Raw genomic sequence first — 22,212 nt, 5'->3', positions numbered from 1 at the left:
GACCCGCTATAATTTCGGTCTTTCGCATCGCAGCAAGCGAAACGTGCCCAGGTGGCGGAATTGGTAGACGCACTAGGTTCAGGTCCTAGCGGTGGCAACATCGTGGAGGTTCGAGTCCTCTCCTGGGCACCATCTGTATTTAAAAAGGTCGGCTTTCAGCCGGCCTTTTTCATTTCGGCACTTCCATCGCGACTGCCCGTCTTCGCCCCTTATGTCGGCCGCTCCGATCGATAGCAGAATTTATCGGTTATCAATCCCCCTCCCCGTTGTTACGTTAGCCGCCTCGCTTTCAACGCATCCAACGAGGAGTCCCCTTCATGACGTCGATGAACCGCCGCACATTCGCACGCGCGATGCTGGCCGCGGGCCTCACGGCCGCCGGTGTCCGCGCGCACGCCGAGAACGCGCCGGCCGCACTGCGCATCGGTTACCAGAAGTCGTCGACGCTGATCACGCTGCTCAAGACGCGCGGCACGCTCGAGCAGGCGCTGACGCCGCTCGGCGTGACCGTGTCATGGCATGAATTCGCGAGCGGATTGCCGCTGACCGAAGCGCTCAACGTCGGCGCCGTCGACTTCAGCGCCGATGTGGCCGATACGGTCCCGGTCTTCGCGCAGGCCGCGCATGCGCGTTTCGTGTATGTCGCGCAGGAGGCGCCTTCGCCGAAGGCGCAGGCGATCGTCGTCAAGCAGGACAGCGCGCTGCGCACGCTCGCCGATCTCAAGGGCCGGCGTATCGCGGTCACGAAGGCAGCCGGCAGCCACTACCTGCTGCTCGCCGCGCTCGCCCGCGCGAAGCTCGCGCCCGCCGATGTGGCGATCCATTACCTGACGCCCGCGGACGGCCGCGCCGCATTCGAGCGCGGCAGCGTGGACGCATGGATCACGTGGGACCCCTATGTCGCGTCGGTCGACCGGAATCCCGACGTGCGGATCCTGGCCGACGGCAGCGGACTCGCGTCGTACCAGCGCTACTACCTCGCATCGAGCAGCTTTGCCGCCGCGCGCCCCGACGTCGTCCAGATTCTGTTCGACCAATTGTCCCAGGCCGGCGCGTGGCTGCGCGACCATCCGCAGGACGCCGCGAACACGCTCGCGCCGATCTGGGGGCTCGATGCTGCGACGATCGCGCGGGCGAATGCGCGACGCAGCTACCTCGTCCGCGCGGTGGCCGCGCAAAACTTCGGCGAACAACAGAAGATCGCCGATACGTTCCTGGCGGCCGGACTGCTGCCCGCCCGCGTCGATACCAGCCAGGCGGAGCGCTGGAATTTCACCGCGAAGCGCGCGGAACCGATCGGCGCGTGACGATCGCGCCACGCCACGCGCGCATTATTTTTATCGCTCCGGATGAAATTGTGTTGACAGACTCCGTCAGCACGCTAAAATAGCGGTCTTCGCATCGCAGCAAGCGAAACGTGCCCAGGTGGCGGAATTGGTAGACGCACTAGGTTCAGGTCCTAGCGGTGGCAACATCGTGGAGGTTCGAGTCCTCTCCTGGGCACCATCTGTTTTCTAAAAAGGTCGGCTTCTAGCCGGCCTTTTTTCATTTCAAGCCCAGGAAACAAAGCGCCTGTGCGCCTTGCGCGAGGGCTCGAAAGGCTGCGCTTGCAAGCGCAGCCGGCTGGCGTCGTGATTACACCGTCCCGGTGACGCGCACGACATGCTGAATCCCGTCCCTCGCCATCTTCGCGTACGGACAAATCGCCTCCGTCTCCGCGACCAGCTCGCGCGCGGCAGTTGCGCCGACGCCCGGCATGCCGACCTCGAGATCGAGCGCGATCGCAAACAGGCCATCCACCGGATCGCGCTGAAACGTTGCGCTGGCCGTGATCGCGAGATCGGGCGGCAAGCGCACCCGGCGCCGCATCGCCACCAGCGTCAACGCGCCGTGAAAGCATGCCGCGAAGCCGGCCGCGAACAACTGCTCCGGATTCGTACCGCCACCCACTCCGCCCAATTCGACCGGCAGGCGCAACGACACATCGAGTTCGCCGGTTGTCGAACGCGCGTGGCCGGACGAACGTCCGTGGGCCGCTTCGCCGCCGGTGACCGTCACCGTCGTCGTGTAAAGCGGCAGCGGTTCGCTGCCGGTATAAGGATCGAGCAGCGATACCGACGGCCGCGTCGTACGATGCATGGCGTTTCTCCCGAGTGCAGACGCCGGACGGCTCCCGCCGCCCCGCGTCCAGTAAACGATGAACGACCGACGCTGCCGGCCCCGCATCACGCGGCGCCCGCAGACATCGCCCTCTTCCGGCTGTGCTTTCGCATGCAGCCGAGCCGGCAATCGTGACGCGCGGCCGGCAGCAAATCCATCAGACGAATTCGAAATTCCCGGCCCCGAAACGAGCCGCGGACGCCCGAGCCACGCTGCCGTTCCCGGATACGACCGGGATTTCCCTAGGCTGACAGACCGCCGTTCGCGCGGTTAAATAAATCAACGTGATTTATTTAATGCGCCGCCGAGCGGTGCGACATGGAAGGAGACGCCATGAGAAGCCCGCACTTCGGCCAGGGAAGCAATTCGGCCAACGTGCGCCGTTACAACGAGCGCCTGCTGCTGAAGACGCTGCGCCGTGCGGGCAGTGCATCGAAGGCCGATCTCGCCCGTCTCGCGAGCATGACGGGGACGGCGGTCGGCAGCATCATCGCGTCGCTCGCCGACGCGAAGCTGATCGAATTCGCGGGCCGCACCGAAGGCCAGCGCGGCCAGCCGGCGTCGCTGATCCGCCTCGATCCGCGCGGCGCGTTCGGCATCGGCGTCCATCTCGACCGGATGCGCATCGAGACGGCGCTCGTCAATTTCGCGGGCGACGTGCTCGGCCGCCGCTCGCACGACACGCTGCTTCCCCCGCCCGCCGACGTGCTCGAGATCGTGCGTCACGACATCGACGCGATGCAGGCCCTGCTCCCCGACCATGAACGCGCGCGCCTGACCGGCGTCGGCGTCGCGCAGCCGTACAACCTCGGCGCGTGGATGCGCGAGCTCGGCCTCGCGCCCGACACGTTCCGCGCGTGGGAAGACGTCGATTTCGCGGCCGACCTCGGCCGCACGCTGTCGCTGCCCGTATTCGGCGAAAACGACGGCAACGCGGCCGCGATCGCCGAACTGTTCTACGGGTACGGCCGGCAGTGCGACGACTTCGTCTACCTGTTCATCGGGCCGGCGATCGGCGGCGGCATCGCGATCGACGGCGACTGCCTGCGCGGCGTGACCGGCAATGCCGGCGACATCGCGGTGATTCCGGTGCCGCCGAGCCGGCTGGCCTCCGCGCCGCCGCCGCGCGGCCCGTGGGACATCCTGCTCGCACGCGCCTCGCTGCATGCGCTCGTGCGCCACCTGCGCCATCACGGCGAGACGGTCGAGAACCGCGCCGATCTCGAAGCCTGCATCGCCCGCGGCCTGCCGGCCGTCGACGAATGGATCGACGATTGCGTCGACGCGCTTGCGCCGGCGTTGCGCGCGGTGCTGTGCGTGATCGACGCGCCGGTGGTCGTGATCGACGCCGACACCGACGCGGGCCTGCTCGACGCGCTCACGTCCCGCCTGCGCGCGGCGCTCGTGGCCACCGCGCCCGAGGCGCGCGGCACGCCGGTCCTCGTGCGCGGCACGTTCGGCGCCGATGCCGGCGCGATCGGCGCCGCCACGCTGCCTATGTTTTTCAACTTCTCCCCGCGGGCCGGCATCCTCAAGGGCGCCCGCACCGATTCGCAGGAGGTCCACCATGTCGCGTTCTGAGTCGCCCCGCCCGCTGCTCGAGATGCGCGGAATCAGCAAGACGTTCCCGGCCGTGCGCGCGCTCGACAACGTCAGCCTCACCGTCTATCCGGGCGAGATCCACTCGCTGATGGGCGAGAACGGCGCGGGCAAATCGACGCTGATGAAGATCCTGTCGGGCGCCTATCGCGCCGACGCCGGCGGCGAGATCCTGATCGACGGCCAACGCGTCGACATCGACGGCCCGCTCGCCGCGCGCGATGCCGGCGTCGCGGTGATCTACCAGGAGCTGTGCCTGTCGCCGAACCTGACCGTCGCGGAAAACATCTACGTCGGCCGCGAACTGCGCCGCGGCAACCGGCGCTGGGGCACGATCGATCGCGCGGCGATGGCGCGCGGCTGCCAGGACGTGCTCGCGCGCCTGGGCGCCCCGTTCGGGCCCGACACGCTCGTCGACACGCTGTCGATCGCCGAACAGCAGCTCGTCGAAATCGCGCGCGCCGTGCACACCCACGCCCGCATCCTCGTGATGGACGAGCCGACCACGCCGCTGTCGTCGCGCGAAACCGAACACCTGTTCCGCCTGATCCGCCAGTTGCGCGAGGAAGGCCTCGCGATCATCTACATCAGCCACCGGATGGCGGAGATCTACGAGCTGTCCGATCGCGTGTCGGTGCTGCGCGACGGCACGTACGTCGGCACGCTCGAACGCGAGGCGCTGTCGGCCGAGCGGCTCGTCGCGATGATGGTCGGCCGCGACATCTCCGGTTTCTACAAGAAGGAACACGCGCCGTACGACCCCGGCCACCTGCTGCTGTCGGTCCGCGACATCGCCGACGGCGCGCGCGTGCGCGGCTGCAGCCTCGACCTGCACGCGGGCGAAGTGCTCGGCATCGCGGGCCTCGTCGGCGCGGGCCGCACCGAGCTCGCGCGGCTGATCTTCGGGGCCGAGCCGCGCGTGCGCGGCGACGTGAAGCTGGGCGAGCGCACGTTCGGCGCACACTCGCCGCGCGACGCGATCGACGCGGGCCTCGTCTACCTGACGGAAGACCGCAAGCGCCAGGGCCTGTTCCTCGACATGAGCGTGCGCGACAACATCAACATCTCGGTATGCAACCGCGATGCGCGGCTCGGCGCGCTCGACCTCGCCCGCGGCGCCGAACGCGCCCGCGACGCGATTGCATCGCTGTCGATCCGCGTCCCGCACGCGAACGTCAACGTCGGCGCGCTGTCGGGCGGCAACCAGCAGAAAGTGCTGCTGTCGCGCCTGCTCGAGACGAAGCCGCGCGTGCTGATCCTCGACGAACCGACGCGCGGCGTCGACATCGGCGCGAAATCCGAGATCTACCGGATCATCAACGAACTGGCCCGTGCCGGCGTGGGCGTGATCGTGATCTCGAGCGAACTGCCGGAAATCATCGGCGTCGCCGACCGCGTGCTCGTGATGCGCGAAGGCGAGATCGCGGGCGAACTCGGCGGGCACACGCATACGCCGATCACGCAGGAAGCGATCATCGCGCTCGCCACCGGCTCGCAGGCCGAACTGGCCGACGCGCACTGACACGGCCCCTTCATTTCCCTCTTCATTCAAGGTACCGAAATGATCAACCCGACCAAGCAGCGGAACCTCGCTTCCGCGACCGCCCATCCGGTCACCAACCGCACGCCCCTGATGCGCGGCGCCGATCATCGCGCCCGCATGCAATCGCTGATCCGTACGGCCGGCATGCTGCCGGTGCTGCTGGTCCTGTGCGTCGGCTTCGGCTTCCTGACCGACGGTTTCTTCACGCTGCAGAACCTGTCGATCGTCACGCAGCAGGCGTCGATCAACATCGTGCTCGCCGCCGGCATGACCTTCGTGATCCTGACGGGCGGCATCGACCTGTCGGTCGGCTCGGTGCTCGCCGCCGCGGCCGTCGCGGCGCTGATCGCGTCGACCATTCCCGGCTGGGGCTGGCTCGGCGTGCCGTTCGCGCTCGTCGTCGGCCTCGTGTTCGGCGCGATCAACGGCGGACTGATCTCGTTCCTGCGCCTGCCGCCGTTCATCGTCACGCTCGGCGCGATGACGGCCGTGCGCGGCGTCGCGCGGCTGATCGGCAACGACACGACCGTGTTCAACCCGCAACTGCCGTTCGCATTCATCGGCAACGGCTCGATCCTCGGTGTGCCGTGGCTCGTCGTGATCGCGTGCGCGGTGATCGCGATCTCGTGGTTCATCCTGCGCCGCACGGTGCTCGGGATGCGGATCTACTCGGTCGGCGGCAACCCGGAAGCCGCACGCCTGTCCGGCATCAACGTGCGGGCGATCCAGCTGTTCGTGTATGCGGCGTCGGGCCTGCTCGCCGGCCTCGGCGCGGTGATGTCGGCCGCGCGCCTGTATGCGGCCAACGGCCTGCAGCTCGGCCAGTCGTACGAGCTCGACGCGATCGCCGCGGTGATCCTCGGCGGCACGAGCTTCGTCGGCGGCGTCGGCTCGATCGTCGGCACGCTGATCGGCGCGCTGATCATCGCGGTGCTGACCAACGGCCTCGTGCTGCTCGGCGTGTCCGACATCTGGCAGTACATCATCAAGGGGCTCGTGATCATCGGCGCGGTCGCGCTCGACCGCTACCGCCAGCGCGACTCGGCCCGTACCTGATACCCGTCTCTTACCATTCAACCATCAAGGTGCAGGCAGGTCCTCCTGCGCCCGTTCGCCAACAGACCTCTCGGAGACACAACGACATGTTCAAGCACACCGCCGCCCTGACCGCCGTCGCCTGCGCACTTGCCTTCAGCGCCGCCGCCCATGCAGCCGACAAGCCGCTGAAATCGATCGGCGTCACGGTCGGCTCGCTCGGCAACCCGTACTTCGTCACGATCGTGAAAGGCGCCGAAGCGCGCGCGAAGCAGCTCAACCCGAATGCGAAGGTCACGGCCGTCTCGGCCGACTACGACCTGAACAAGCAGTTCACGCAGATCGACAACTTCATCTCCGCGCACGTCGACATGATCCTGCTCAACGCGACCGATCCGAAGGCGATCGAGCCGGCGGTGAAGAAGGCGCAGGCAGCCGGCATCACGGTCGTCGCGGTGGACGTCGCGGCGGCCGGCGCGAATGCGACCGTGCAGACCAACAACGTGAAGGCCGGCGAACTCGCGTGCGACTACCTCGCGAAGAAGCTGAACGGCAAGGGCAACGTGATCATCGAGAACGGCCCGCAGGTGTCGGCCGTGATCGATCGCGTGAACGGCTGCAAGGCCGTGCTCGCGAAAAACGCCGGCATCAAGCTGCTGTCGAGCGACCAGGACGGCAAGGGCTCGCGCGAAGGCGGGATGAATGCGATGCAGGGCTACCTGACGCGCTTTCCGAAGCTCGACGGCGTGTTCGCGATCAACGACCCGCAGGCGATCGGCACCGATCTCGCGGCGAAACAGCTGAACCGTCCGAACATCGTGATCACGTCGGTCGACGGCGCGCCCGACATCGAGGTCGCACTCAAGTCGAATACGCTCGTGCAGGCGTCGTCGAGCCAGGATCCGTGGGCGATGGCGCAGCAGGCCGTCAACGTCGGCTACGGGATCATGAACGGCCAGAAGCCGGCCAACCCGATGATCCTGATCGAGCCGACGCTCGTCACGCGCGACAACGTGAAGACCTACAAGGGCTGGAGCGCCCCACGCTGATCGCGGCGAGCGCGCCGCCCGCCCGCGACGCCGGGCGGTGGCGGGCCGCGTCGCCGCGCGCGACGGCCCGTACTGCCCGACCGTTCAGATTCAGATCAACCGCCGTACGGCCGCGCGCGACGCCGCGGCACAAGGTTTCAACATGACGACGACGTTTCCCCGCCTGATCGTGTTCGGCGAAGCGCTGACCGATTTCATCCGCGACGACGCAAACCACTGGCACAGCATCGCCGGCGGCTCGTGCTGGAACGTCGCGCGCGTCGGCGCGCGACTCGGCGTGCCGACGGCCTTCGCCGGCACGGTCAGCCGCGACACCTTCGGCGACGAGCTGATGCGCAAGAGCGCCGACGCGGGGCTCGACATGCGCTTCATCCGGCAGGTCGACCGCGCGCCGCTGCTCGCGATGGTCGTATCGAAGCAGCCGCCCGACTATTTCTTCATCGGCGAAAACAGCGCCGATCTCGCGTTCGATCCGGCCGACTTGCCGGCCGGCGCGTTCGACGCGGCCGACATCGTGCACGTCGGCTCGCTCGGCGTCGTGCGCGAGCCGCTCGCGTCGCGCCTGATCGCGCTCGCGCAGGCCGCGCGCGCGGCCGGCAAGCGCATCTCGTTCGATCCGAACTTCCGCGCGCCGATGGCCGCACCGTCGTATCGCGACACGCTGCGCCGGTTGACCGCGCTCGCCGACTGGATCAAGGTATCCGACGAGGATTTGCGCGGGCTGTTTCCGGAACTCGACGAAGCAGCCGCGCTCGCGCAACTGCGCACGTGGGCGCCCGACGCGACGATGCTCGTCACGCGCGGCGCGGCCGGCATGCAACTGCTGCATCGCGATACCGTGCTGTTCCAGCCTGCGTTCCCGACTGAAGTCGCCGATACGGTCGGCTGCGGCGATGCGAGCATCGGCGGCTGGCTCGCGAGCCAGCTTGCGCGGCCCGATGCGTCGGCCGCCGAGCATCTGCGCCACGCGGCCGCGTGCGCGGCCGTGGCGTGTGAACATGCGGGCGCCTATGCGCCGACGGCCGCGGAAGTGGCCGACATGATCGAGCGCACCGCCGCCGGCGCCGCGCTTTCGCCATAGACGGCGCCGACGCGCCGCGCCGTCACGCGGCGCTCGTGCCTTCGCGGCCGCCGCTGCCGTTCGGCGGCCTGCCCGCCTGCAACAGTTGCAGGCTCTCGTCGACGCTCAGCTCCGACATCACGTCGGCGTGCAGCGTACCGTCCGCCGCGCGGCGCAGCGCATGCAGTGCGTGCACCTTGAGTCGCACGAGCGCGAGCCGCAGCCCGCGCGCCGCGCATTCGGCCGCGAACGTGCGCAACGATTCGATCGTCGTGCCGTCGACATCCGGCGTTTCCTCGAGACTCACCATCACGGTATGCGTGTCCGGCGCGGTCTTCAGCAGCGCCCGCACGCGATTGAGCATTCGGTCCGCGTTCGCGAAGAACAGCTGCGCCTCGGGCCGCACGATCAGCACGCCCGGCACCGATTTCGCCTCGGCATGGCTCGCGACGTCGACGAAATCGTGGCTGTCGCGCAGCCGGCCGAGCACGCTGACGTTCGGCTCGGACAGCTTGCGCAGCGTCAGCAGCAGGCTCACGCCGATGGCCGCGAGCAGCCCGTGCAGCACGCCGAGCACGAGCACCGCGAGCAGCGCCGCGATCACGACGAGCCGGTCGCGATGCCACGCCCAGTACGGCCGGAACACGGACGGATGCAGCGAATGGCTGACCGCGAAGATCACGATCGCCGCGAGCACCGGCTCGGGCGTGCGCGCGAGCTGCGGCAGCAGCAGCCAGACGATCAGCGCGACCACGCCGGCTGCCCACAGGCCGGCCACGCGCGACTGCGCACCGGCCGCCTCGTTCGCCGACGTCGCCGAATAGCCGGCACCGACCGGCATCCCGTGCAGCAGGCCCGACACGAGGTTCGCGCAGCCGAGCGCGACGAGGTCGCGGTTCGGCGATACGGTATCGCCGTGCTTCAGCGCGAAATTGCGGATCGATCCGTACGATTCCGCGTACAGGATCAGCATCAGCGCGAATGCGAGCTCGACCGTCTGCATCCACGCATTGCGATCGAGATGCGGCAAGCCGAATTCGAGGTGCCGGAAGTCGATATGGCCGACGATCGCCATGCCGTACCGCTGCCAGTCGACCGCATAACTCGCCGCGATCGACAGCACGATCACGACGAGCGTCGCGGGCACGCGCGAGCGGCGCCCGAGCACGAACAGTAGCGCGAGCGCGGTCGCGCCGAGCACGACGCTCGCGAGATTCGCGTGCGGCGCGCCGGCGAGCAGGTCGAGCGCGACGTGCGGCGCGTCGCTGTGCTGCACGGCAATCGCGAGAATCTTCGGCAGCTGCTTGATAACGATCGTCAGCGCGAGACCGAACGTGAAGCCGCGCAGCACAGGCCGCGCGACGAAATCCGACATGCCGCCGAGCCGCGCGACGCCGGCCAGGATGAACAGCGCGCCCGTCATCGCGACGAGCGCCGCCGCCAGCGCGAGCTGCGCGGCCAGCGCCATCCCCGATTCGGCGAGCACGGTCGCGGCGAGCACCGCGGCCGACGACGACGTCGACGACACGATCGCGAAGCGGCTGCTGCCCGTCAGCGCATAGACGACGAGCCCCGACAGCAGCGCGATCAGGCCGGCCTGCGGCGGCAGATTGGCGAGCCCCGCATACGCGACCGCCTCGGGAATCAGCAGGCCGGCAATCGACAGGCCGGCGAGCGCATCGAGGCCGACGCGCCGCGTGCGCGGCGCGGGCGGCGCGTCGAGCGTCGCGAAATGGTCCGGATGTTGCGGGCCGGCGTCGGGGCGGATCGGGGCGATCGTCATGAGGCGGTGCGCGCCGTGCGCCGGTCAGGGTTTGACGGCAATCACGCCCGACCAGCCGGGCAGATAGCGCGCATCCTGCTCGTGCGCGCGATGCAGCGCGACGTCGAGCGCCTTCGCGAAGTTCTTGCGGATCTGGTCGAGCGTCACGTGCTGGCGCAGATAGTCGGCCCACAGGAATTCGCTGAACGGCGTCGCGTCCTTCGCATAGCCGCCCGCCGTGCGCAGCTCGCCGGCGAGGCTGCGGTACGGATCGTCCTCGAGGCCCGTCAGCGCCTTCGGCAAATGCGCATAGTCGCGCCGCGAGCCGTCCGGGCCGAACGGATGCACCCACTGGTTGTGTTCCATCATCCGCCAGAAGATCGTGTCGTCGAGCCACGACAGATCCTTCAGCAGCATCGCGTTCACGCGTGCCTCGCCCTCCTCGATCAGCGCGAGGCCGAGATGATGATGATCGGTGATGTAGTGCAGCCCGCCCGGGCCGAGCACGGCCGGGAACCAGTGCGATTCGATCGCGGCCTTGCGGGCGCGCCGGTTCAGCGCCTTCCAGTGCTTGCGCTTCGCCTTCACTTCGCGATAGCCGACCGTCATCTGGGTCGGACGCAGCGCGTCGAGCCTGACGGGAATGAGATGAACGTCGTTGCCGAGTGCCATGGTCGTACCCCATGTAGCGAAATTCCGGCAACGATACTCCTGATCGCGCGCGCCGTTAATCCGTCATCGTCTTGATCCGCGTTCGGTCGACGATCCGCGACGCCCGCTGCCTGCACGACGGCGCGCTACGCGCGCAAATCGTTGCGTTCGAGACGATGCCGGATGTAGGGAATGCCGTCGTGCACGATGCTCACGCGCCGCATTCCGAGCTTGCGCGCCACGTTCAGCGAGCCGCTGTTGGCCTCCGCGATATCGGCGATCACGCGCGGCAGGCGCACGGTGTCGAACGCGTGCCGCACGACGGCCGCCGCGGCTTCGCTCGCGATGCCGCGCCCCCACGTCGCACGCACGAGCCGCCAGCCGATCTCGACGTCGCGCGACCCGTCCTTGTAGTCGGGGATCAGCAGGATCCAGCCGATGAACACCTCGGGCGCGGCCTTCTCGAAGATCGACCAGTAGCCGAGACCGGGCGGATAGTCGCGCGTGATCCGGTGCGTGACGAAGCGGCGATGCTCGACGGGGTCGTGCCACGGGCCCGCGATGTGGCGAGTGACCTCGGGATCGCGATCCATCTCGATGCACGCATCGAGATCGGCCAGCACGCGCGGACGCAGCCACAGCCGCGCGGTTTCGAGCACGGGCAATGCAGTGGCGGAACGGTCGTTCATCGGGACTCCTGGTTCGGTGGCGATGCGCAGCGCGCGCATTACAGAACTGATACAAAAAGCCTTCCGGAATGATACAGAGTCCGGTCGCGCGCCTCGCGCGGCTCCGTTTCCATTTCCGAAACAGTGCATTTCGTAGGGATTATTCCCGATTCGCGGCTATCGCGCGCCACCTCGCGCGGCGCGCAAGCCTACACTCGATCAGTGCCCCGCGCCGCGCGCGAGCCGCGCGCGAGCCGGGCCGGCATCCGCATGCAGAATCGCGAGCGCGCAAGCCAACGAGGAGACCCGCACATGAGCTGGACCCGCGAGCAACGCAACGTCACGATCGCCGCCTATCTGGGCTGGACGCTCGATGCGTTCGACTTTTTCCTGATGGTTTTCGTGCTGAAGGACATCGCCGCGGAATTCGCGTCGACGATCCCCGCCGTCGCGTTCGCGCTCACGCTGACGCTCGCGATGCGCCCGCTCGGCGCGCTGATCTTCGGCCGGCTCGCCGACCGCTTCGGTCGCCGCCCGACGCTGATGGTCAACATCGCATGCTATTCGCTACTCGAACTCGCGTCGGGTTTCGCGCCGAGCCTGACGGCGCTGCTCGTGCTGCGCGCGCTGTTCGGCATCGCGATGGGCGGTGAATGGGGCGTCGGCTCCGCGCTGACGATGGAAACCGTGCCGACCCACGCGCGCGGCCTCGTGTCCGGGCTACTGCAGGCCGGCTACCCGAGCGGCTATCTGCTCGCGTCGGTCGTGTTCGGCCTGTTCTACCAATACATCGGCTGGCGCGGGATGTTCATGGTCGGCGTGCTGCCCGCGCTGCTCGTGCTGTACGTCCGCGCACACGTGCCCGAATCGCCGGCCTGGAAACAGATGGAGAAGCGCGCGCGCCCGAGCCTCGGCGCCACGCTGAAACAGAACTGGAAGCTCACGATCTACGCGATCGTGCTGATGACCGCGTTCAACTTCTTCTCGCACGGCACGCAGGATCTCTATCCGACCTTCCTGCGCGAACAGCACCACTTCGATCCCCATACCGTGTCGTGGATCACGATCGTGCTGAACATCGGCGCGATCGTCGGCGGGCTGTCGTTCGGCGCGATCTCGGAGCGGATCGGCCGGCGCCGCGCGATCTTCATCGCCGCGCTGATCGCGCTGCCCGTGCTGCCGCTGTGGGCGTTCTCCAGCGGCGCGATCGCGCTCGCCGCCGGCGCGTTCCTGATGCAGATCTCGGTACAGGGCGCATGGGGCGTGATACCGGTTCACCTGAACGAGATCTCGCCCGACGAGATCCGCGCGACCTTCCCCGGCGTCGTCTACCAGCTCGGCAACCTGCTCGCGTCGGGCAACGCGACGATGCAGGCGTCGCTCGCCGTGTCGAACCACGACAATTACGGCTTCGCGCTCGCGCTCGTGGCCGGCATCGTCGCCGTCGCGATCGCCGTGCTGATCCTGTTCAGCCGCGAGCGGCGCGGCATCGACATGACGCAATCGGTCAATACGCGTACCACTACCGGGTGACCCCGCACGTTGCGGCACCGCGTCATCGCGCGCGCCGCGCCCCGCCGGGCGCGGGCGCCGTGCTTTCCGCACCCGCACATCGAACTAGAGGAATTGATCCAGATTCCGCGCTTGCCCGGTCCACCCGCGATTTTTTATCTTAATAAAAACGACTGTTTGAATCAGATAATCAAATCACCAGTTCGCGGCCGGGAAACCGGCATGGGAGGCGGAACATGGCAGTAAGTCAGGAGGGGCGGCCATCCGCGGGACGGCCGTCGGGGGCACGGTCATCCGGCACGCGGCAGACCGGCGGGACGAAGGCGCGCATTCTCGATGCGGCCGAGGACCTGTTCATCGAACATGGCTTCGAAGCGATGTCGATGCGGCAGATCACGTCGCGCGCGACGGTCAATCTCGCCGCGGTCAACTACCACTTCGGCAGCAAGGAAGCGCTGATCCACGCGATGCTGTCGCGCCGGCTCGACCAGCTGAACCAGGAACGCCTCGGCATCCTCGACCGCTTCGATGCGCAGCTCGGCATGCACATCACCTGCGAGCACGTGCTCGGCGCGATGTTCATTCCGGCGCTGAAGGCATCGCGCAACCCCGAACGCGGCGGGCCCGGGTTCCTGCGGCTGATCGGCCGCGCGTACACCGATCCTTCGCCGTTCGTGCGCAACTTCCTGACCGCGCATTACGCGAGCGTCGCGGGCCGCTTCTTCGACGCGTTCCAGCGCGCGCTGCCGCACCTGCCGCGCACCGAGCTCGGCTGGCGGCTGCACTTCGCGATCGGCGCGCTGTCCGGCGCGCTCGCGGGCGCCGAAACGGAAAGCCTGATCGACGAATTCTCGCAAGGCCGCACGATGAACGACGTGCAGATGATCGCGCGGCTGTCGTCGCTGATCGTCGCCGCGCTGAAGGCGCCGATGCCCGACAGCGCTCAACTGTCGATCTTCGCGGCCGTACTCGACGACGCGGGCGCAAGCGAAGCGTTCGGGCTGCCGCAGTCGTGCCCGACGACGACCGCCGAGGCTACGACACTGCATTCCACGAACTGAGCGCGCGAGGCCACGCGCGGCTTCCTGTTCACGATTTGATTGATACGCGCGGTCGGGCACGGCGTCGAGACGCCCGCGTCGGCCGGCCGCGAAGCACGGGGCATGGGCAGGCGCTGACGCGCGGGCCCTCGCCGAGAGCCAAGACCGGAGACACGTCATGTCATCTTCCGCAGCACCCACCTCGGCCCAACTTCCGCCGAACACCGACGCCGTCTGGTACGCGTCGTACCCGCCCGGCGTTCCGCACGAGATCGACGTCACGCAATACGCGTCGCTCGTGCAGTTCTTCGACGAATGCACGACCCGCTTCGCCGAGCGCGTCGCCTACGTGAGCGCCGGCGCGTCGATGACCTACCGCACGCTCGCGCAGAAGGTCGACGCATTCGCGTCGTATCTGCAAAGCGTCGGCGTGAAGCCCGGCGACCGTGTCGCGATCATGCTGCCGAACACGTTCCAGTATCCGGTCGCGCTGTTCGGCACGCTGAAGGCCGGCGCGATCGTCGTCAACGTGAACCCGCTCTACACCGCGCGCGAACTCGCGCATCAGTTGAAGGACAGCGGCGCGCAGACGATCGTCGTGTTCGAGAACTTCGCGCGCACGCTGCAGGACGCGCTGCCGGAAACGCAGGTGAAGCACATCGTCGTCACCGCGCTCGGCGACCTGCTCGCCGACGGCCTCAACGCGAAAGGCCGCCTGATCAATTTCGTGCTGAAGCACGTGAAGAAGCTCGTGCCGGACTACCACCTGCCGCAGGCGATCCGGCTGCGTTCCGCGCTCGCGCTCGGCGCGCGCGGCAAGCCGCAACCGGTGCAGATCACGCGCGACGATCTCGCGTTCCTGCAGTACACGGGCGGCACGACCGGCGTCGCGAAAGGCGCGATGCTCACGCACGGCAACCTGATCGCGAACCTGCTGCAGGCGAAGGCCTGGATCGCCGACCAGGTGTCGGGCGACGTCGAGACCGTGCTCACGCCGCTGCCGCTCTATCACATCTATTCGCTGACGGTGAACGCGTTCATCTTCATGGGGCTCGGCGGGCGCAACATCCTGATCGCGAACCCGCGCGACATGAAGATGGTGATGAAGATCATCCGCCACGAGACGTTCACGGGCATCACCGGCATCAACACGCTGTACAACGCGTTCCTCGACAACGAGGAATTCCGCAAGCGCGACTTCTCGAAGCTCAAGCTCGCGATGGCGGGCGGGATGGCGATGCAGCGCGCGGTCGCCGAGCGCTTCCAGCAGGTGACGGGCCGGCCGGTGGTCGAAGGCTACGGCCTCACCGAGTGCTCGCCGATCGTCACGATGAATCCCGTGGACCTGAACGACATGGCCGCGTTCAGCGGTTCGATCGGGCTGCCCGCGCCGTCGACCGTCGTGCGCTTTCGCCGCGAGGACGGCACCTGGGCCGCGATCGGCGAGCCGGGCGAGCTGTGCGTGCACGGCCCGCAGGTGATGCGCGGCTACTGGCAGCGCCCCGACGAGACGGCGAAGGTGATCGACGCCGACGGCTGGCTCGCCACCGGCGACATCGGCGTGATGGACGAGCGCGGCTTCATCCGCCTGATCGACCGCAAGAAGGATATGATCCTCGTGTCGGGCTTCAACGTGTATCCGAACGAGATCGAGGAAGTGCTCGTGATGCATCCCGGCATCAGCGAAGCCGCGGCGATCGGCATTCCCGACGAGGTCCAGGGCGAACGGATCAAGGTGTTCGTCGTGCGGCGCGACCCGTCGCTGACGGCCGAGGACGTGCTCGCGCACTGCCGCAAGAACCTGACCGGCTACAAGATGCCGAAATTCGTCGAGTTCCGCGACGCGCTGCCGCAGACGAATGTCGGCAAGATCCTGCGCCGCGCGCTGCGCGACGAGGAACTCGCCAAACTCAAGGCCGCGAAGCAAGGCTGAACGATCCATCGCTCCGGGAGACGCCGTCGATGAACGAACGAATGAAACGCCGCGCGCGGCATGCCGCCGTGGCGACCGTCGCGTGCGCGCTGGCGCTCGCGCAAGCCGCGCTGCATGCGCAGGAAACGGCCGGCGCCGCGAGCGCGGCGCCGGCGGCCGCGCTGCCGGCGGAGCTCGCGAAGGTCACGCACGAGCCGGTTGCGCAACAGGCGCGCTGGCTGCGCACGGCGGCCCAGCGCGGCACGCTCGCTCAGCTCGACGACACGACGCTCACCGCGCTCTTCAAGGCGCTCGATCCGCTCGCCGTGCCGCTCTATATCCGTCACGGCCCGAACGGCTATCCGTCCTACCAGTTCACGATGGTGCGCCAGGAGCGCATCAGCGGAAAATGGCCCGACACGCCCGATCGCATGCTCGTGAAGACGACCCGCGAGCCGCTGCGCCTGTATGCGAAATGGCTGCCGGGCGGCGCGCATGCCGGACAGGAGACGATCTACGACACGACGCAGCGCAAGGACGAGATGTACGGCCACCTCGGCGGCCTGCTCGGCAAGATTCCGCTGTGGACGGCGATCGACGGCGCGCTCGCGCGCGCCCAGTCGAATCATCAGGTGAAGGATCTCGGCACCGAGTTCATCGCGAACCTGTACCTGACCGAAGGGAAGAAATACGTGGAAGCCGGCGTGCAGCGGCCGACCGACGTGGAGGCCCGGACGATCGACGGCGTGCGCGTCGTCGCGCTCACCTACGAAACGCCGACCGGCCGGCCGCAGTTCTATGCGAAAAAGGAAGTGCTGGGGCTCGACCTGCACGCCCCCTATTTCCGAACCGTCGAATCCTATGACAACGACGGCAGGATCTTCGAGCGGATCGTCATCGAGAAAATCGCGCCGACGCCCCTCGACGACACCGCATTCGACCCGAAAAACCCGGATTACGCGTTCTGACGCGCGTCGGCGCGGCTCACCGCGGGTTCAATCGTCATCGTCGTCGTGGTGACGATGCCAGTGCTTGTAATAGTGCTTGCGCCACTTGCGGTAGCGGTCGTCGTCGTCATCGCCGTAATAGCCATACCCGTAGCCCGGATAGGCGACGACGGCGGGCTGCGGCGCTACATAGACCGGCGCCGGCTCGACATAGACCGGTGCTACCGGCGCGACCGGTACGCCGATGCCGACCGACAGATCCACACGCCCCGCCATTGCACTGCCGGAAACGAGCAACGCCATGCTCCCGATCACCACTGCGACTTGCCTCTTGTTCATGCTCCGCATCCCTGATAAGCCGGCCCGCCCGGCTCGCGCGACCAATGTAAGCGCGGCGCGCGCACCGAGGTGATACGGGGCTGCGAGAGTCGTAACGCAGCGTAACGAAACGGCTTCGGCCGTTCGGCCTAATCGCGAAAATGCGCCGGAACGTCTATAGTGGGTTACGGTTCGACACAATCGCGACTGCGCGCTCCCCTATCGAACAGGGTAGAATTCCGCCAAACGCCTTGTGGACGAACACGCCACACACACGCACAACATATTCTCTGACGCAGGCTCCTGCCGCACCTCAATGGCCAATCCCGCAGAATCCCATCCGCAAAACGACTTCATCAATTCGGCGCGCAAGGAACGTAAGCGTGTTGAAATCTATCTCGTCAACGGCATTCGTCTGACGGGATGTATCGAGTCGTTCGACCAGTATCTGGTGATGCTGCGCACCCCCGTGGGTCTGCAAGGCATCTACAAGCGCGCGATTTCCACGATCCAGCTCGATACGGGCGGCTCGCGCCCCGGCGGCGGCGGCCCCCGCGGCCCGCGCACCGGCGGTCGCCCCGGCGGCCGTGAAGGCGGCGGTCACAGCCCGTACGGCTCGCACGGCGGCCCGCGCGAATCGCGCGGCGACGGCGGCTACGGCTCTCGCGAGCCGCGTGAAGGCTACGGTTCGCGCGAACCGCGTGAGGGTTACGGCTCGCGTGAGCCGCGCGAAGGCTACGGCGCTCCGCGTGAACCCCGCGAAAGCTACGGCGCGCCGCGCGACACCGGCGACGCATCCGGCAACGCCGCGCCGTCGGATTCCCGCGGCGGCAACGGGCCGGTCATCGTGACGCGGCGCCGGCGAATCGTGCCGGACGGCCAGTAAAACAAAAGGGCAAGCCAACCGGCTTGCCCTTTTCACTGGTACGGCCGGCGCGGCACGTCGCCGCACCGCCGCCGCGACCGGGTTCAGCGTGCCGTCGTCGGCAGGCCCGCGTTGGCCTCGCGCTGCAACGAACGCACCTGCTGCTGCAACGCCCGCAGTTGCGACTGAAGTTGAGCCTGTTGCGCCTGCAGCGTCGCCGTTTCGCTCCGCACGCTCTTCTGGCGATCCGCCACCGCCGCCTGCTGCTGGCGGGCGATCGAGATGTCCGCCTGCAGACGCCGCGCGCGGTCCTGCACGACTTCGATCTGCTTGTCCATCTGCGCCTTCTGCGATTCCAGCTTCGCCGCGCGCAGTTCGTCGACGGCCAGCCGCTCGGCCTGGTGCGAGAAATCGCGATAGATCGCTTCCGCCCGCGCTTCGTTGTAAGTCTTGATCACGCGCCAGAACGCCTTTTGCTGAAACAGCGCGACGAAATACGCACCGTCCTTGACATTGAACAGCAGGCTCGCGCCGTAGCTGCCGTTGTAGCTCGTGCGCATTTCCGTCAGCGAATGCGCCTGGATCTGGCGCTGCAAATCGTCGACCGTGCTCGGCCCCGTCGACTCGCCGGCCTGCGGCTGCACCGACGTCGGTGCCTGCGAATCGATCACCGGAATCGCGGCCACCGGCGCCGACGCCGGCTGCACCGCCGACGGATCGCTGCCTGCCAGCCCCTGCGCGAACGCGCCTTGCATGCCTCCTACCAGGGCGAGCAATACGCTCACCCGCCCCAACCCCGTCATATGGCTCATGAAGTTTTATTCCCGCGCGGATCGTTGTCATTCCACGCGATTTTATCTCATTAATTACTCGCTTTCGCGGGTCTCGGGCTCTTCGTCGAAGATCTGGTACTTGCGCATTTTTTCCCACAACACCTTGCGGCTGATGCCGAGCTGCTGGGCCGTGTCCTGACGCCGCCAACCGTTGGCGTCGAGCGCCGCGATCACACGGTTACGCTCGTTCATGTCCCACTTGCTGCGATCGACGAACACCTCGGCCGCACTCTCCGCCGGCACCGGCTGGGCCGAGCTGCGTGCGTGCGCGATCAGCCGCTGCAGCCGCGCGGCATCCCAGCCGCCCGTCTGCCGCACCGTCACGCCGACGCGCTCGGCAAGGTTGCGCAGTTCGCGCACGTTGCCGGGGAAATAGCTGTCCGCCACCGAATCCGTGAGCCAGTACGGCAGGTCCGACAACTCGGCGAGCCGCTCCTCGCCGACCACCTGCGCGACGAACGACTTGAACAGCGCGATCTTGTCCACCGCACCGCGCTCTTCCAACGACGGAATGCTCAGCTCGATCACCGCGAGCCGGTAATAGAGGTCCGCGCGGAACAGCCCTTCCTTCACGAGCTGCGGCAGCTTCTTGTTGCTCGCCGCGACCAGACGGAAATCGACCTTGACCGGCGCCGTCGCGCCGACGCGCAGCACCGCGCCATCCTCGAGCACGCGCAGCAGCTTGACCTGCTGGTACAGCGGCAGATCGCCGACTTCGTCGAGGAACAGCGTGCCGCCGGCCGCCTGCTCGAAATAGCCTTTATGCGCAACAACCGCGCCCGTGAACGACCCTTTCGCATGGCCGAAGAACAGCGATTCGAACAGGCCATCCGGAATGGCGCCGCAGTTCACCGGCACGAACTCGCCGTGCCGATAGCGGGAATGCTTTTCGTGCAGCAGTTGCGCGATGCGCTCCTTGCCGACGCCGGTTTCGCCGTGCAGCAGCACGTTGGTGTCGCAGTCGGCGAACGTATCGACTTCGTGCAGCAGCGCCTGCATCGATTCGGAGTGCGCGACGAGTTCCGACGGCTGCAACGTTTCGGCGGCGTGCGCGCGCAGTTGCGTGACGAGCTTGCCGATCATGCCGCGCAGTTCCGCGCACGTGAAGTCGAGCGGCAGGATGTGCGAGTACTCGGGCGGATACTGCGACGCGTCGTGGTCGCGCGCCGCGCCGACCCAGACGACCGGCATGCCGATATTGGCCTGCCAGTCGCGCAGGAATGCCGCGCCGCCTTCGATCATCGTCACGCTGATGATCGCGAGCGACCGCCGCATCGCGGCGCGCTCGGGCGAGACCGTCGCGTTGTCGGCGCGGATCACTTCGACGTCGAAGCTCGCCATGCACCGGGCGACGCGGTCGACGATGTCCGCCTTGCCTTCCCAGACGTACAGGTCGAGCTCTTCGATTGCGGGCGTATTTCTCATCTGATCTGCTTCTTCAGTAAACCGTTTGGGCGACCCCGCAATTGAGCGAGATCTGATGGACCGTCGCCGCACCGACCTGGACGCCGAGGAGATTCAGCAGCGGAACGAGGACTGCGTCGAGACTCGACAGGAGCGGGCCGAGCAGGCCGGTCAAAAACGTGAGCAATGTGGAGACGAAGTTCCCCGGGACCGTCAGGACGTTGGCGCCGAACAGGCCGAGGTTGACGGTGATATTCGCAGCCGCGAGTTGCGTCAAAGCCGAGCTAAGCGCCGAACCGAGCGCATTCGAGTTCACCGTCCAGTAATTCGCATCGATCCCCGGTACGCCACTGAACGTATGCGATTGGGACGCGCCTTGGACCTGAACCGATATGTTGGACATGGAAACTGTCAACTGGGCCAGCCCGAGAACATTGGAGTTGATGATCTGTGCAGGCGACGTACAGCTGTAATTCGACGACAGGCTGATCTTGCCGGATGAATCGAGCGGCGGCTTGCCGATGCACAGATTGGCCACGCCCGGTTGGGCGGTAATGACGGCCGTGCTTGCCGCCTGCGTGGAAGCGCATTGCGTCGAGTTCAATGTGGCGGTGCCGGTACCGGCCTGAAGATAAATCGGCAAATTGACATCGACCTTCACGTTCAGCAACGCCAGCAAAGCGCCCAGCAGCGGCAACTGCGCCGTCCCAAGATAGACATTCAGATACACACCCACCGCCGCCGTCGACGCCTTCGTCCGCCACGTTCCCGTCGCCGGATCCTTCCCACCCTCGCCAACACCGATCGACGGCGGGCTGATGATCTGCACCTGCAACTGCGTCCCCGTCAGCCCGCCGAGATTCACCGACGGCACGTTGACCGCGACCGCCGGCTTGCCCGTTGCCGCGATCTCCGCACCGACCATCAGCAGATCAAGCAGATCCACCTGCGCGTTGAGCGCCGCCTGCGTATCCGCGAGCGCGACGTTCAGCAACCCGCCCGCGCCGCCGAGACCGATCGACGTGCCCGGAACGTTCGCGTTCAGAATCGCTTGCAGCGTCGCAATGCTCGCCTGCAGGCTTGCGTTCGCGACGGCCGTCTTCGTGGCCGCGTTCACCATCAACTGGATCAGTTGCGGCAACGTGAGCTTCAGCGCGAGCAGTTGATCGACCGTGCCGACGCCCGCCGCCACAACGAGATCGCCGACCGTCACGTTCGTGCACGCCAGCGCTTGATACGATGCGATGTTCAGGTTCAGGTTGGCGCCCAGCAGCGCGCCGATCAGCCCGTTGACGAGCCCCGGATTGCCGGACGCCGGCGCGGATCCGCCCGCGCAACCGACCCCGCCGAGCGCGGCCAAGGTTGCACCAACCGAGAATGTATCGATGTTCGTCGAACGCGCGGTCGATACCGCGGATATCGTCTGCGGGGGTCCGACGAAGAAGAACGGCACCTGACGCCTGACGATCACCTTGGCCGCGTTCAACTGCGTGGCCCCGGATGTCGCGGCAGCGTAGTAGCTCGGTGACGGGTTGACCGACGTATCCCAACGGCCGCACTCGATGTTGATCGTGTCGCCGTTCGACGCGTTGAGCCCGTTCGACTGCGCGTTGCTGGTCGCGGTGGCAGTCGGCTGCGAACAGGCGTCGTCCATCCTCTGCACGGCCGCGAGCGCGGCCATGTCGGCAATCCGCTGCACGTCCCGACGCTGGTAAAAGAGATTACCGACGCCAATGGCGCCAAGCGTCGTAATGGCGATCAGCGTCGCGATGATCGCCATCACCGAGAACGCGCCGCGCTGTCGTGACGCGCGACGGATCGTGCCGCCACTGTGCCGGATAGTCACCGTGGTGC

The 22,212-nt window shown here is 67.2% G+C and carries 19 protein-coding genes and 2 tRNA genes; 13 read left to right on the top strand and 8 right to left on the bottom strand.

Translation table 11 applies throughout. The features are described 5' to 3' along the window. Positions 1–45: 45 nt before the first annotated feature. From GJG85_RS07745 to GJG85_RS07735, 3 genes are all read left to right on the top strand, one after another. A tRNA-Leu gene (locus tag GJG85_RS07745) sits at positions 46–132 on the top strand. Positions 133–317: 185 nt separating this feature from the next. Next, entirely contained in the window at positions 318–1,307 is a 990-nt protein-coding gene (locus GJG85_RS07740; protein WP_089488397.1) for an aliphatic sulfonate ABC transporter substrate-binding protein, read from the top strand. Positions 1,308–1,419: 112 nt separating this feature from the next. Beyond that, a tRNA-Leu gene (locus GJG85_RS07735) sits at positions 1,420–1,506 on the top strand. Between the two features lie 129 nt (positions 1,507–1,635). On the opposite strand, the gene GJG85_RS07730 is transcribed toward GJG85_RS07735, so the two are convergent. Further along, complete coding sequence (locus GJG85_RS07730; protein WP_050012522.1) at positions 1,636–2,139, bottom strand: Ohr family peroxiredoxin; 504 nt, start codon at positions 2,137–2,139, stop codon at positions 1,636–1,638. Positions 2,140–2,493: 354 nt separating this feature from the next. On the opposite strand from GJG85_RS07730, the gene GJG85_RS07725 reads away from it, so the two are divergent. From GJG85_RS07725 to GJG85_RS07705, 5 genes are all read left to right on the top strand, one after another. Then, positions 2,494–3,741, top strand: coding sequence for an ROK family protein (locus GJG85_RS07725; RefSeq protein ID WP_124556385.1), 1,248 nt, complete (start codon positions 2,494–2,496; stop codon positions 3,739–3,741). Beyond that, positions 3,728–5,281 carry a sugar ABC transporter ATP-binding protein gene (locus GJG85_RS07720; protein WP_204383826.1) on the top strand — a complete coding sequence of 518 codons (1,554 nt, stop codon included), beginning with the start codon at positions 3,728–3,730 and terminating at the stop codon, positions 5,279–5,281. Before GJG85_RS07725 ends, GJG85_RS07720 begins: the two co-directional genes overlap by 14 nt. Positions 5,282–5,320: 39 nt before the next feature. Beyond that, entirely contained in the window at positions 5,321–6,358 is a 1,038-nt protein-coding gene (locus GJG85_RS07715; RefSeq protein WP_050012519.1) for a ribose ABC transporter permease, read from the top strand. 86 nt (positions 6,359–6,444) lie between these two features. After that, complete coding sequence (locus GJG85_RS07710; protein ID WP_050012518.1) at positions 6,445–7,386, top strand: ABC transporter substrate-binding protein; 942 nt, start codon at positions 6,445–6,447, stop codon at positions 7,384–7,386. 142 nt (positions 7,387–7,528) lie between these two features. After that, positions 7,529–8,467: a carbohydrate kinase gene (locus GJG85_RS07705; RefSeq protein WP_050012686.1), complete on the top strand. Its 939-nt coding sequence runs from the start codon at positions 7,529–7,531 to the stop codon at positions 8,465–8,467. Between the two features lie 22 nt (positions 8,468–8,489). On the opposite strand, the gene GJG85_RS07700 is transcribed toward GJG85_RS07705, so the two are convergent. The 3 genes from GJG85_RS07700 to GJG85_RS07690 all read right to left on the bottom strand — a co-directional run bounded on the left by GJG85_RS07700 (position 8,490) and on the right by GJG85_RS07690 (position 11,548). Next, positions 8,490–10,229: a SulP family inorganic anion transporter gene (locus GJG85_RS07700; RefSeq protein ID WP_204383825.1), complete on the bottom strand. Its 1,740-nt coding sequence runs from the start codon at positions 10,227–10,229 to the stop codon at positions 8,490–8,492. A gap of 24 nt (positions 10,230–10,253) precedes the next feature. Continuing rightward, a complete protein-coding gene (locus GJG85_RS07695; RefSeq protein WP_050012516.1) occupies positions 10,254–10,880 on the bottom strand; it encodes a ParB-like protein in 627 nt (208 codons plus the stop codon). A gap of 125 nt (positions 10,881–11,005) precedes the next feature. Next, a complete protein-coding gene (locus tag GJG85_RS07690; RefSeq protein WP_050012685.1) occupies positions 11,006–11,548 on the bottom strand; it encodes a GNAT family N-acetyltransferase in 543 nt (180 codons plus the stop codon). Between the two features lie 291 nt (positions 11,549–11,839). Here GJG85_RS07690 and GJG85_RS07685 point away from each other — a divergent pair, with 291 nt between their 5' ends. The 4 genes from GJG85_RS07685 to GJG85_RS07670 all read left to right on the top strand — a co-directional run bounded on the left by GJG85_RS07685 (position 11,840) and on the right by GJG85_RS07670 (position 16,959). Next, on the top strand, positions 11,840–13,060 hold the full coding sequence (locus GJG85_RS07685; protein WP_089488394.1) for an MFS transporter: 1,221 nt from the start codon (positions 11,840–11,842) through the stop codon (positions 13,058–13,060). Positions 13,061–13,275: 215 nt separating this feature from the next. Beyond that, a complete protein-coding gene (locus GJG85_RS07680) occupies positions 13,276–14,100 on the top strand; it encodes a TetR/AcrR family transcriptional regulator (RefSeq protein WP_124637881.1) in 825 nt (274 codons plus the stop codon). Between the two features lie 157 nt (positions 14,101–14,257). Continuing rightward, a complete protein-coding gene (locus GJG85_RS07675; protein WP_050012513.1) occupies positions 14,258–16,012 on the top strand; it encodes an AMP-binding protein in 1,755 nt (584 codons plus the stop codon). A 29-nt stretch (positions 16,013–16,041) separates the two neighbouring features. Continuing rightward, entirely contained in the window at positions 16,042–16,959 is a 918-nt protein-coding gene (locus GJG85_RS07670; RefSeq protein WP_124630429.1) for a DUF1571 domain-containing protein, read from the top strand. 27 nt (positions 16,960–16,986) lie between these two features. Here GJG85_RS07670 and GJG85_RS07665 read toward each other — a convergent pair whose 3' ends face one another. Continuing rightward, a complete protein-coding gene (locus GJG85_RS07665) occupies positions 16,987–17,277 on the bottom strand; it encodes a hypothetical protein (protein WP_089488641.1) in 291 nt (96 codons plus the stop codon). Positions 17,278–17,572: 295 nt separating this feature from the next. Between GJG85_RS07665 and hfq the strand changes: the two genes are divergently transcribed. After that, positions 17,573–18,142 carry an RNA chaperone Hfq gene (gene hfq, locus GJG85_RS07660; protein ID WP_006495323.1) on the top strand — a complete coding sequence of 190 codons (570 nt, stop codon included), beginning with the start codon at positions 17,573–17,575 and terminating at the stop codon, positions 18,140–18,142. Positions 18,143–18,225: 83 nt separating this feature from the next. Here hfq and GJG85_RS07655 read toward each other — a convergent pair whose 3' ends face one another. From GJG85_RS07655 to GJG85_RS07645, 3 genes are read right to left on the bottom strand one after another with little or no spacing between them, the layout of a single operon-like run. After that, the gene (locus GJG85_RS07655) at positions 18,226–18,933 is read right to left on the bottom strand and encodes a DUF2968 domain-containing protein (RefSeq protein ID WP_050012510.1); all 708 of its coding nucleotides are present in this window, start codon (positions 18,931–18,933) and stop codon (positions 18,226–18,228) included. Positions 18,934–18,987: 54 nt separating this feature from the next. Further along, complete coding sequence (locus GJG85_RS07650) at positions 18,988–20,379, bottom strand: sigma-54 dependent transcriptional regulator (RefSeq protein ID WP_050012509.1); 1,392 nt, start codon at positions 20,377–20,379, stop codon at positions 18,988–18,990. A gap of 13 nt (positions 20,380–20,392) precedes the next feature. Then, a complete protein-coding gene (locus tag GJG85_RS07645) occupies positions 20,393–22,204 on the bottom strand; it encodes a TadG family pilus assembly protein (protein WP_050012508.1) in 1,812 nt (603 codons plus the stop codon). Positions 22,205–22,212 lie beyond the last annotated feature (8 nt).

The organism is Burkholderia sp. MS389 (assembly GCF_016899425.1).
Taxonomy (GTDB): Bacteria; Pseudomonadota; Gammaproteobacteria; order Burkholderiales; family Burkholderiaceae; genus Burkholderia; species Burkholderia sola.
This window is presented reverse-complemented; position numbering and strand designations above follow the sequence as displayed.

Coding starts and splice junctions, on each gene's coding strand:
- GJG85_RS07690 (WP_050012685.1), bottom strand. CDS start 11,548: ATGAACGACCGTTCCGCCACTGCATTGCCCGTGCTCGAAACCGCGCGG.
- GJG85_RS07715 (WP_050012519.1), top strand. CDS start 5,321: ATGATCAACCCGACCAAGCAGCGGAACCTCGCTTCCGCGACCGCCCAT.
- GJG85_RS07665 (WP_089488641.1), bottom strand. CDS start 17,277: ATGAACAAGAGGCAAGTCGCAGTGGTGATCGGGAGCATGGCGTTGCTC.
- GJG85_RS07720 (WP_204383826.1), top strand. CDS start 3,728: ATGTCGCGTTCTGAGTCGCCCCGCCCGCTGCTCGAGATGCGCGGAATC.
- GJG85_RS07670 (WP_124630429.1), top strand. CDS start 16,042: ATGAACGAACGAATGAAACGCCGCGCGCGGCATGCCGCCGTGGCGACC.
- GJG85_RS07675 (WP_050012513.1), top strand. CDS start 14,258: ATGTCATCTTCCGCAGCACCCACCTCGGCCCAACTTCCGCCGAACACC.
- GJG85_RS07650 (WP_050012509.1), bottom strand. CDS start 20,379: ATGAGAAATACGCCCGCAATCGAAGAGCTCGACCTGTACGTCTGGGAA.
- GJG85_RS07730 (WP_050012522.1), bottom strand. CDS start 2,139: ATGCATCGTACGACGCGGCCGTCGGTATCGCTGCTCGATCCTTATACC.
- GJG85_RS07695 (WP_050012516.1), bottom strand. CDS start 10,880: ATGGCACTCGGCAACGACGTTCATCTCATTCCCGTCAGGCTCGACGCG.
- hfq (WP_006495323.1), top strand. CDS start 17,573: ATGGCCAATCCCGCAGAATCCCATCCGCAAAACGACTTCATCAATTCG.
- GJG85_RS07725 (WP_124556385.1), top strand. CDS start 2,494: ATGAGAAGCCCGCACTTCGGCCAGGGAAGCAATTCGGCCAACGTGCGC.
- GJG85_RS07685 (WP_089488394.1), top strand. CDS start 11,840: ATGAGCTGGACCCGCGAGCAACGCAACGTCACGATCGCCGCCTATCTG.
- GJG85_RS07710 (WP_050012518.1), top strand. CDS start 6,445: ATGTTCAAGCACACCGCCGCCCTGACCGCCGTCGCCTGCGCACTTGCC.
- GJG85_RS07700 (WP_204383825.1), bottom strand. CDS start 10,229: ATGACGATCGCCCCGATCCGCCCCGACGCCGGCCCGCAACATCCGGAC.
- GJG85_RS07705 (WP_050012686.1), top strand. CDS start 7,529: ATGACGACGACGTTTCCCCGCCTGATCGTGTTCGGCGAAGCGCTGACC.
- GJG85_RS07680 (WP_124637881.1), top strand. CDS start 13,276: ATGGCAGTAAGTCAGGAGGGGCGGCCATCCGCGGGACGGCCGTCGGGG.
- GJG85_RS07740 (WP_089488397.1), top strand. CDS start 318: ATGACGTCGATGAACCGCCGCACATTCGCACGCGCGATGCTGGCCGCG.
- GJG85_RS07655 (WP_050012510.1), bottom strand. CDS start 18,933: ATGAGCCATATGACGGGGTTGGGGCGGGTGAGCGTATTGCTCGCCCTG.